Source organism: Spirulina sp. CCY15215, assembly GCF_016888125.1.
Lineage (GTDB): Bacteria > Cyanobacteriota > Cyanobacteriia > Cyanobacteriales > Spirulinaceae > CCY15215.
In genome coordinates, this window is record NZ_JACSWA010000453.1 from 1 (window position 1) to 10,908 (window position 10,908).

Consider the following 10,908-nt stretch of genomic DNA (forward strand, 5'->3'; position numbering starts at 1 on the left):
AATTAGAAGTTATTTCGCAAATGGAGGGCTGGGAAAGTCCGCGTTTAGGAATAAAGTTTAGTAGGATAGAGGGAGAATTAGCATTATTTTATCCCAATGGGGAAAGATTTGTTGATTATGTTGAGATAGTCGAACAGCGCGATCGCGAAAAACAAAGAGCCGATCGCTCAGAACGCGATCGCCAACAAATACAGGTAGAATTAGAAGCAGAACGAAGTAAATTGCAAGCAATGCGCGATCGCCTCAGACAAATGGGAATCGATCCCGATACTTTTTCTTAACCTTTTTCTTAACTAACAATGAACAACAAAATATTAAGATAATCTTGAAATTCTCAGATTGAATTCATGAATCTACGCACGGTAACAACAACCCCTTTTGACGACCAAAAACCCGGCACCTCCGGACTGAGAAAGTCCGTTATCGACTTCCAAAAGCCCCATTACCTCGAAAACTTCGTTCAATCCATTTTTGATAGCTTAGAAGGCTGCGAAGGGCAAACTCTTGTCCTTGGGGGAGACGGACGCTATTACAATCGCCAAGCCATTCAAATCATCCTGAAAATGGCTGCCGCAAACGGCATTGGTAAAATATTAGTGGGTCAAGGGGGTATCCTCTCCACTCCTGCAACGTCCTGCATTATTCGCAAGTATGAAACCTTTGGGGGGATCGTCCTCTCTGCCAGCCATAACCCCGGCGGTCCCGATGGTGACTTTGGTATAAAATATAACATCGGTAACGGTGGACCTGCTCCAGAAAAGGTAACTGAAGCTATTTTCGATCGCAGCAAAACAATTTCAGAATACAAAATCCTCGTAGCAGCAGATGTGAACATCGATCGCATTGGCTCCTTTAAATTAGGAACAATGGAAGTTGAGGTGATTGATTCTGTTGTGGCCTATGTCGAGTTGATGCAGTCTTTATTTGACTTCGATTATATTCGCCAATTGATTACAGACAAGGGTTTTAAGCTCTGTATCGACTCTATGCACGCAGTGACGGGTCCTTATGCCAAAGCCATTTTTGAGCAGCATTTAGGGGCATCAAAAGGCACGGTAATTAATGGTATTCCTTTGGAAGATTTCGGCCAAGGACACCCAGATCCTAACCTTGTTTATGCGAAAGAATTGGTTGATATTCTCTTTGGGGATAATGCCCCAGACTTTGGTGCCGCTTCCGATGGAGACGGCGATCGCAATATGATTTTAGGGCGCAATTTCTTTGTTACCCCGAGCGATAGTTTAGCAATTCTCACAGCAAATGCTCACCTCGTCCCAGGTTATAAGAATGGCTTATCGGGAGTAGCGCGATCGATGCCCACCAGTGCCGCAGTAGACCGGGTTGCTGCTAAATTAGGCATTGGCTGTTACGAAACCCCGACGGGTTGGAAATTCTTTGGCAATTTATTAGATGCAGATAAAGCCACTTTGTGCGGTGAAGAAAGTTTCGGCACCGGTTCCAATCATATTCGCGAAAAAGATGGACTTTGGGCGGTTATTTTCTGGTTAAATATTCTCGCCGTGACGGGTAAATCTGTTGCACAAATTGTACAAGAACATTGGCAAACCTACGGACGAAATTTCTATTCTCGTCACGATTATGAAGCAGTGGAAAGTGGACCCGCAACGCAATTAATGGAAAATTTGCGATCGGCTGTGGGGGGAATGAAAGGGACAAAACTCGGCGCTTATGAAGTGGAATATGCTGATGATTTCAGTTATACCGATCCAGTTGATGGCAGTGTTAGCAACAAACAAGGCATCCGCATTGGCTTTAGTGATGGTTCTCGCATTGTTTTTCGCCTCTCGGGGACGGGGACAAAGGGAGCCACTTTACGGGTCTATTTAGAGCGCTATGAACCCAATCCTAGCCAACACGATCGCGATCCTCAAGAAGCCCTTGCAGATTTGATTGTTTTAGCAAATGAAGTGGCAAAAATTAAGGAATTAACGGGACGCGATCGCCCCACGGTCATTACTTAATCTCATTAATCCCTGGGAATTGTCGAGGAATGAGGCAAAATAAGAGAAGAAATGCGGGGTTTTGTAACCTCGCCTTCTCGATCTCTACCCCCTCTCCGCAAAATGCAGGGAACTATCCTTGGCCAACGATATGGTATTACTCGCCATCTCTCCACGGGAAGATTCAGCCAAACCTACTTGGCGGAAGACCTCAGTTTGCCTGGAAATCCTCGCCGCATCTTGCTTCAACTGAATCTGCGATCGCGCCATCCTCAACTGGTTAAATATGCCAGATATCTCTTCAAAAAGGAAACTCGCATTCTTGCAGAAGTGGGGGAATATCCGCAAATTCCGGAACTCTACGATCGCTTTGAAAGGGATGGCAGTTTTTACCTCATCCAAGATTATATCGACGGCGATCGCCTCGCAAACACGCTACAAGGGCGACCTTTAGACGAAGAAAGCACGGTTTTACTCCTGCAAGAAATCTTGCCAATTTTAGCTTTTATCCATCAGCATCAACTCATTCACCGCGCCATTAACCCCAATAGTTTCCTGCGTCGTCGGAAAGATAATCAACTCGTGTTGGTGGATTTCGGTAACGTGCAACAAATTAGCACCCTCGATCTTAACCCAGCAGGCAAAATCGGTATTCGCGGCGCGATCGCCCCCTCGGGTTACGCTCCGCAATTCTCCCAAGGCAAACCCGACCCCAGTTATGATGTGTATGCGGTGGGGATACTGGCTATTCAAGCCTTAACGGGATTGTCCCCTAATGCCCTACCGCGAGATCAAAATGGGCGCTTATCTTGGCGCGATCGCCTCACGATTAGCGATCGCTTTGCCGAATTCCTCGCATCTAGCATCGCTGAGGAAGGCGATCGCCGCTATGCTAATGCCACAGAAGCCTTGCAATGGTTAAATGCTACTTCTCTCACCACAGCCAACGCGATCGATCGATCGACAACCCTCACCTTTACCCCTACCCTTCCCATCTCCCAAAATCCCCTCCCCATTCCCCAAACTCAACTTCCCCGAGAAGATCTACTCTGCGGGCGCTATCGTCTCTTAGAATCCTTGGGAGAAGGGGGATTTGGTTATACTTTTCTCGCCCGAGACGAACAATTCCCTGGAATGCCTCAATGTGTGGTCAAGCATTTACAACCCTATCGCAAAACTCCGAATATTCTCGATTTGGCACGACGTTTATTTGATAATGAAGCAAAAGTTCTCAGTCAGTTGGGACAACATCCCCAAATTCCGCGCTTGTTGGCACATTTTGAAGAAAATAACGAGTTTTATCTCGTTCAAGAGTATATTCCAGGACATGACTTGCAACAAGAACTGATTCCAGGTCAGTCTTTACCGGAAAGTGCCGTCGTTGCTTTCCTGCAAGATATTCTAGAAATCCTTGTTTTTGTTCACCAAACCAATGTGATTCACCGAGATATTAAACCCGCCAATATTCGCAGACGAGAGGAAGATGGTAAACTTGTCCTGATTGATTTTGGAGCGGTTAAACAAATTGAGGAACGCTTGGATAAAGAGGGGATGAGTAGTAATCTGACGGTGGGTATCGGGACTCCTGGTTACATTCCCAGCGAACAAGCACAAGGTAAGCCTAAGTTTAGCAGCGATGTTTATTCTGTGGGCATTGTGGCGATTGAAGCCTTAACTGGGATCGATCCTGAAAGGTTGGCCGACGATCCTCAAACTGGGGAATTGATTTGGCGCGATCGCGCCCATGTTAGCCCAGATTTGGCGCAAATTATCGATCGCATGGTGCGTTATGATTTTCGCCAACGCTATGACTCCGCAGCAGAGGCTTTGGAGGCGATCGCACACCTTCTGCATCGTCCCACTCGACCTTTGCCAGGACAGTATTTCACCCTTGCTCAATTTTCTGGGCGATCGCGCCAATTTATGCTGGGAGTGGGGGTTATGGGGACGATCGCCTTGGCTTTATTTTTAGCGGGACGCAAACATCAACCCGTACCGATATTACCCAACAATACGGAGGTTCCCCAGGTTATTTCTCCCCTGGAACCTAGGGATCTTGAAAGTAATACTTCTCCAGAAGCATCCCTCGCAGAATTGTCGGGGGAGGCGATCCCTCTGAATTTTGAGGCGATCGATGCAGAATATCATCCCACTCTCAATAAAATTGCGATCGCGGTCAATAATCCCCCTCGTCTCATTGTTTATAGTCCTTTTTCCCGCCGCCAGCAAGAGATTCCCCTCGATTATCCTCCTCTTGGGGTTTCCCTGGGTCCAAAGGGAGAATTTGCCGCGATCGGTCACGATCGCCATGTTTCTTGGGTGGACCTGCGACAGGGACGGATAATGAAAACATTACCGATCGCGGTGGATATTTTTGATTTAGTCTTAGCTAATAAGGGCTGGGTTTATATTTCTCCCCAACGCGATCGGCGTTTATGGGCGATCGACGGGGAGACTGGAGAAGCAACCCAAACCCCCGATGATAACACGCAGGATTTTTCTCAAACTTATTTTGCCCTGCACCCTGGTGGGAAAGCAATTTTTGGTATTATTGGGCGATCGCAGACTCCTAAGATTCAGCAAATCGATATTACCCAAAACGATCCGCGTCCCACTGTTCAATTGCAAACCATTGCGGGGGATTTTTCGAGGAGTGGTTATTTATGGTTCGATCTCGAAAAACGTCGGGTTTTAACGGATAATGGCTCAATTTTTACTCTAATTTTCAATCAAAATACGCGAGAAATTAATGTTCGTCAGTTGAATGTTGCTGCTAATTCCGAGAGGGGGGAAATTTCGAGAGGAAGAGTAGCATTTTCTAGTCTTGACCAAAAAATTATTGTTTTGGATCGAAACAGTGGGACAAATTCTCTCGCTTTCGATCGCCTCTCCATTTTCGATTACCAAACTCTACAACTCCAAAAAAGTCTCCTTTTACCTACTGTTCGCATTAATGGAGAAACTCAACGATTAACAGGTCAATTTGTGTTTGCAAATACCCGAAACAACGAATATTATATTCTCGCACAGTCTCCCTCTTCTACAAATCCTAAATTTTATTTAATCGTTTGTAGGGGTTTGGTCTCCAAACCCTCTTAACATTGTAATTAAACCTTGACCTAAATGATAAGCCATGTTGACGGGAACTGCATTACCAATTTGTCTGTATTGAGCGCTTAAAGAACCTGTAAATTGCCAGCGATCGGGAAATGTTTGAATCCGTGCATATTCTCTTACTGTTAAAGGTCTTGTTTCGTCAGGATGGCATCTTTCTGTTTGTGTTTGTGCGGGACTGCAAGTTACAGTTAATGCCGGTTCATCCCAAGAAAGTCTTTTTGCAAAACCAGTTCTTCCTCCTCCTTTATAAAAACTATTTTTCAGATATTCTTTCTGAATTTCAACTGGCAAATCTCGCCAATTCCCTCCAGGTGGAACTAATTCCATAATTTCTCTTTTACGGTCTTTATATTGAACTCCTCTTGATTTTGGACAATCTTGAAGCGCCTCTCGCAGAGAAATTGTATAATTTTTTTCTTGAGGAAATATAGCCCGTATTTGCAAATCTTTTCGCGTTGCCAGAATAATCACTCGTTCTCTTTTCTGCGGCACATCTAAGAATTGTGCGCTTAGAAGTTTATATTCTACATTATAACCTAAATTCTTCAAAGTTTTTAGCATAATGGCTAAAGTTTCGCCATTTTGATGACTGAGTAAACCTCTAACATTTTCTGCGATCGCAATCTTAGGACGAACTTCTGATAAACATCTGGCAAATTCAAAAAATAGTGTTCCTCGAGTATCTTCAAATCCTTTACCGTGACCTGCATAACTAAAGGCTTGGCAAGGAAAACCTCCCGCTACAATATCAACTCTATCTCGATAGTGTTTAAAATCAATATTAGTAACATTATCATGCAATATCCTCCAGTTTGGTCGATTAATTTTTAGAGTATTCACACAATTCTTATCAATTTCAACCAGAAGTTTAGTTTGCAAACCGGCATTTTCAAATCCTAATGCCATGCCTCCACATCCGGCAAATAATTCAATAACATTAAAACATACTTCTTGTTGAGATTGTAAAATATTATAGTTGTTATCTGAGCCAACAATAGTATTTTTATTTTGCAGTGCCTGTAATTCTTCAAGATTAAATACTTTTTTCCCTTGAGATATTTTTTGACTTTTAATCAGCTTCTTCTTTTCCCATTGTTGTATCATACTGGGAGAAATCCCTAATATTTTTGCTGCATTTTTGAGAGATAGACAGTTCATCGATTGCAAATTTGTTTGAGACAAGTTCTATTATAATGCTGTAATTATAATAACTAGCGATACAGTTGTTTGTCAATATCTTTGATTGCATCTGAAAGTTGATCGAGAATAAAACCATAATCTAAACCGATAAGCGACCAAAACTCAGAACCGGCTAAAAGCTGAATTCCAGATTGTTGTGCTTTAGTTTTACTAATTGTCCATGATTTTCCCATATCAAGGGCGGCTGCAAAAATCGGATTTTGATGAATTTTTAGCTCATTTATGCTTCTTTGACTTTGACTACCGGTAAGTGTATCTTTTTTGGTTTTTAATTGTGTATATCGAATATTATGACCATCATAAAGAACAAGATCAATTCCTTTTATTTTAAGATTCAAAGTATTCTCTGGGATAAAAATGCTATCGCTAATTTCTGCAATATTCTCGAATTTATGGCCTAAATTTTCAGAAATAAAACGAGTGTAAATATTAGATAAATAAAGATTCTCACTTCCTGAAAATTCAAAAATATTTTTAAACCCTGTCTTTTTATTTTGGATATTTTTTCTGAATTTCTCTTTTTCTTGGGATAGTCCTAACCAAACTTCTTGCTTGAAAAGAGAAATTATTTCGACAATTTCCTCTTGTTTTTCTGTTAATTTTTTTGTCTTAGCATTGTTTTTGAAATATTCAATAAGATAGAAATCTAAGACGCGACAACTTTGGTAAGTATCAACTAATTCTTTATCATTTTTGGGGATAAAATTCGGAACTTTAATACTCTTTTTTTGTGAATCAATTTCTTGTCTTAATCGATTTTTGTCATTATGATACTGATATAAATTTATCATTTTTATTAATTAAATAAAATTGTCAACTATCTTTGATTTTTATCAACTTCGTCTTTTTGGGAGATTGTAAATCTCCCAAAAAGAAAATATTATAATAATACTTTATAATATTTTCTCCAAAAACTGTTTGGCCCGATCGCTTTTCGGACTGGTGAAAAACTCATCCGGTGTTGCATCTTCTGCAATGCAACCTCCGTCGAGAAAAAGAATGCGATCGGCTACTTCCCTCGCAAACCCCATTTCATGGGTGACAACAGCCATTGTCATGCCACTTTCAGTGACTCCTTTCATCACATCAAGGACTTCTTTCACCATTTCTGGATCGAGGGCTGATGTTGGTTCATCAAATAGCATAATATCCGGTTCCATGGCCAAAGCCCGCGCGATCGCGACGCGTTGTTTCTGTCCTCCCGACAACTTAGACGGATACACATTTGCCTTTTCTGCTAACCCCACTCGCGCTAATAATTCCGATGCTTTCTGACGCGCTTTTTCTTCAGAAATTTGCTTGACTTTCATGGGGGCATACATGATATTGCGTAGGACTGTCATGTGAGGAAAAAGATGAAAATGTTGAAATACCATACCCACATTTTGGCGCATTTTCATAACATCAGTTTTGGGATTAGTGATCTCAATCCCATCAATATAAATTTTACCTGATGTTGGCATTTCTAACAAGTTTAAACAGCGTAAAAATGTGGATTTTCCCGAACCGGAAGGACCGATCATGGCGACAACTTCACCGCGCTTAATTTCAGTCGAAATCTCTTTTAACACTTGCAAACTGCCAAAAGATTTCACTAAGCTATCGATCCGAATGGCAACGTTATTATCTGAATTATCTGACATGATTTCCTCCATTGGTGAATCTATTCCTAATGATTGAATTTCTAACTACTGCGACGCAAACGATTTTCTAGAATTGTCGAACTCACGGTGAGAATCATAACCATGAGATAGTAAATAACCGCAACCATCAACAACGGTTCAAAGTAAACGTACTTTTCTGCCCCGACAATTTGGGCGCGACGTAAGAGGTCTTGTGCGCCAATTGTTGAGACTAAAGCGGAGTCTTTTAAAAGGGCGATCGATTCGTTTACCAAAGCTGGTAAAATATTCTTGATGGCTTGGGGTAAAATAACATCTATCATCATGGGTCGATATGTCACCCCCAGAGACATTGCTGCTTCGGTTTGTCCCTTATCGATCGCCAAAATTCCCGCCCGAATTACTTCGGAAATATAGGCACCTGAGTTAAGGGAAAAGGTAATCACCCCAGCTTCAAAACCGGAGATATTATATCCCGTTAATTGCGGTGTTGCGAAGTAGATCAGCGATAATTGAACCAGTAGAGGTGTGCCTCGGAAAACAGAAGTATAAGCCAGACCAAACCAATAGAGAGGTTTAAGACTAGAAATCTTAAACAACGAAAGGATCGTTCCCCATAAAAAGCCAAAAAATGCCGAGATTAGGGTGAATTTGAGGGTGATAACAAGCCCCGTCAAAATGAAAGGAATTGATGGGGCAATTCTCGCAAAATCTAGATTAAATTCGGCTAGATGATAGTGAGAAATGATTTCGACAATTTCGAGATTCATTGTTAGTTTAATCCTAAATTATTCTGCACTACCTTCTTATTTTTCGTAGTAATCTTCAAACCATTTTTGTACCAATTTCTCCAGTTCTCCATTTTCTTTCATTTCTTGAAGAACGGCTTCAAATTTATCCACTAACTCTGAGTCTTTGGGGAACGCGATCGCAGATCCGGATAGTTCTCCACTCTCTTCAATTTCCGTAAAAACTAGATCGGGATTTGTCTTGATATACCCTTTGGCAACAGTATCTTCAATAATAGCTGCATCGATGCGACCAGCTTTCACTTCTTGGATCAGATCGCTAATTTTATTACGCGGTTCAATGGTAATACCACCAACTTCTTCGGCTTTTGTTTTGGCTTCTTCAGCCTGGGTTGTTCCGAGTTGAACGCCAACTTTTTTTCCTGCTAGTTCTTTATAGCTTTTATATGCAGATCCTTCTATTGTAACGATGGTATTTTTAGCATCATAATAAATACTGGAAAAGTCAACACTTTGTTTGCGTTCTTCTGTTGGGGTCATTCCCGACATGGCAAAATCAGCACGTTCGGATTGTAAAGCAGGGATAATGCCATTAAAGTCCATGTCCTTAACTTCAAGTTCATACCCTAACTCTTTGGTAATATAGGTGGCAATATCGATATCAAAGCCAATGGGTTTTCCTTCGCCTTTAGCAGTTTCGTAAAACTCATAAGGGGGATAGTCTGCGGAGGTAGCCATAACGAGGGTTTTTGCGTCACTATCCTCGGTTGGGGTGCTAGTTTCGGAGGTGCTACTTTCTGGGTTGCTGCATCCCGATGCTGCGATCGCCGCAATGGAAGCGGTTAGGGTCAATGCGAGAATTAGCTTTCTTCGTTTCATCATCGTTTTTAGCGGTTTATACTCTAAGGGAATTATTCAATGTACCAGAATTATTTCGAGTCTACGCGATCGCCAGCAACAAAATTTCCTGTCATCATCGGCGATCGCCATATTCTCATCTTTTACATTGATATGCTAGGAAATATTACTTATGTCCTCTGTAAAACAGTTTTACCAACCCATTTTGGTGACAAGATCGATACAAAGTTGATTGACGGCTTCTTTATCGACGCGATCGCGCAAAGTAGATTTGCGATAAGCATCATCTAATCCTTTGTAAAGATCGTTAGCAATTTCCATGATTGCTTCATAACTGAATTCCCCGAGTTTCATGGCTAATAATTCTTCCGCATCTCCCGCTTCTTGACGATCTACGATTAAATTGTGGGTTTTTAGCACTTCAATTCCTGTTCTTAAAAGGCGAATTGCTTGCATGGCAAACTTGCAATCATAACCTGTTTTTGCTTCCATTTCTGCCCGTTTGGGGTTGCGATTTTTTTGCCATTGTTGATAGTTTTTATACTCCCGACAAGCAGTGCGATAACGTTGACTTTTATGCAGAAGTTTGATAAAATCGGAAGTGCTATTAGTTAATTTTTGCGTATAATCTAGAACTTGATCGGGTAAAGAATGTTGTTTTAAAATACCTTTATAATCGATATCGGCAACTAAGAGATGATAAAGTTGTTCCGCAGGTTCGAGAAATTCAATGCGATCGCGCACTAACTGATACAAATATTCCAAAAATGTATTGATTTCATTCACAGTTAAGGGAGGTGTATCTGTTAAGCCAAATTCTTCAATAGTTGGCTTAGATTGAGGAGGATTGAGCAACCAACGGCGATGGGTTTCTAATTTCCTAATTTGGGCATATCCGTATCCCGAATAAGTATTTTTGACCCGCTTCGAGAGGAACATTTCTCGATGTTCTAACAGAATTTTTCCCACTTCAGTTAAGTGGACAAAATCTTTAAACCAAAGTAGTTCAAGGATATTGGGATTATTATCGACAGAGAGTTTTAAAAACTTCCGCAGTTCGTAAATACTGGTATCTTCAGATAAAAAAGGAAACTGGCAATTTTCGGTTTCTTTGTCCCAATTTTTATCTTTTTGTTCAATCTCATCAAATCCTAGATAATAAGGTTGAGAGGCAATAAAAACACCCCGATAATCATAATCGGAAGTTTCAATATCTAACTTATAGCCCCGAGATCCCGTTAAGGCAATGAGAATCGTGCGAGATTCAACTTCAAATCGGTTCATCAGAAAAATTGGGTAGAAAACCCGTCCTTATAGGACGGCTTTACATTGAATAAACGTAACCATCTTTTTTGTGAATTGTCTGGCAATATTTGTGGTTAATACCTTGTATTAATCCAT

General features: G+C 41.3%; 8 protein-coding genes and 1 pseudogene. 3 read left to right on the top strand and 6 right to left on the bottom strand.

Annotated elements, in window-relative coordinates; translation table 11 throughout:
* From JUI58_RS14410 to JUI58_RS14420, 3 genes and pseudogenes are all read left to right on the top strand, one after another.
* Nucleotides 1-281, top strand: a pseudogene (locus JUI58_RS14410) (Uma2 family endonuclease); the annotation flags it as partial.
* A gap of 66 nt (nucleotides 282-347) precedes the next feature.
* Nucleotides 348-1,982 (top strand): alpha-D-glucose phosphate-specific phosphoglucomutase, encoded by a 1,635-nt coding sequence (locus JUI58_RS14415; RefSeq protein WP_204104492.1) that lies wholly within the window; start codon nucleotides 348-350, stop codon nucleotides 1,980-1,982.
* Between the two features lie 102 nt (nucleotides 1,983-2,084).
* Nucleotides 2,085-5,060 carry a serine/threonine-protein kinase gene (locus tag JUI58_RS14420; protein WP_204104493.1) on the top strand — a complete coding sequence of 992 codons (2,976 nt, stop codon included), beginning with the start codon at nucleotides 2,085-2,087 and terminating at the stop codon, nucleotides 5,058-5,060.
* Here JUI58_RS14420 and dcm read toward each other — a convergent pair.
* The 6 genes from dcm to JUI58_RS14450 all read right to left on the bottom strand — a co-directional run bounded on the left by dcm (nucleotide 5,022) and on the right by JUI58_RS14450 (nucleotide 10,791).
* A complete protein-coding gene (dcm, locus tag JUI58_RS14425) occupies nucleotides 5,022-6,236 on the bottom strand; it encodes a DNA (cytosine-5-)-methyltransferase (RefSeq protein WP_204104498.1) in 1,215 nt (404 codons plus the stop codon). The genes JUI58_RS14420 and dcm overlap by 39 nt on opposite strands.
* A 53-nt stretch (nucleotides 6,237-6,289) precedes the next feature.
* The gene (locus JUI58_RS14430; RefSeq protein ID WP_204104494.1) at nucleotides 6,290-7,069 is read right to left on the bottom strand and encodes a hypothetical protein; all 780 of its coding nucleotides are present in this window, start codon (nucleotides 7,067-7,069) and stop codon (nucleotides 6,290-6,292) included.
* 102 nt (nucleotides 7,070-7,171) lie between these two features.
* Nucleotides 7,172-7,921 (bottom strand): amino acid ABC transporter ATP-binding protein, encoded by a 750-nt coding sequence (locus JUI58_RS14435; protein ID WP_204104495.1) that lies wholly within the window; start codon nucleotides 7,919-7,921, stop codon nucleotides 7,172-7,174.
* Nucleotides 7,922-7,962: 41 nt separating this feature from the next.
* The gene (locus JUI58_RS14440; protein ID WP_204104496.1) at nucleotides 7,963-8,670 is read right to left on the bottom strand and encodes an amino acid ABC transporter permease; all 708 of its coding nucleotides are present in this window, start codon (nucleotides 8,668-8,670) and stop codon (nucleotides 7,963-7,965) included.
* Between the two features lie 36 nt (nucleotides 8,671-8,706).
* Nucleotides 8,707-9,531 carry a transporter substrate-binding domain-containing protein gene (locus tag JUI58_RS14445; protein ID WP_239121480.1) on the bottom strand — a complete coding sequence of 275 codons (825 nt, stop codon included), beginning with the start codon at nucleotides 9,529-9,531 and terminating at the stop codon, nucleotides 8,707-8,709.
* Between the two features lie 168 nt (nucleotides 9,532-9,699).
* Nucleotides 9,700-10,791 carry a nucleotidyltransferase domain-containing protein gene (locus JUI58_RS14450; RefSeq protein ID WP_204104497.1) on the bottom strand — a complete coding sequence of 364 codons (1,092 nt, stop codon included), beginning with the start codon at nucleotides 10,789-10,791 and terminating at the stop codon, nucleotides 9,700-9,702.
* Nucleotides 10,792-10,908 lie beyond the last annotated feature (117 nt).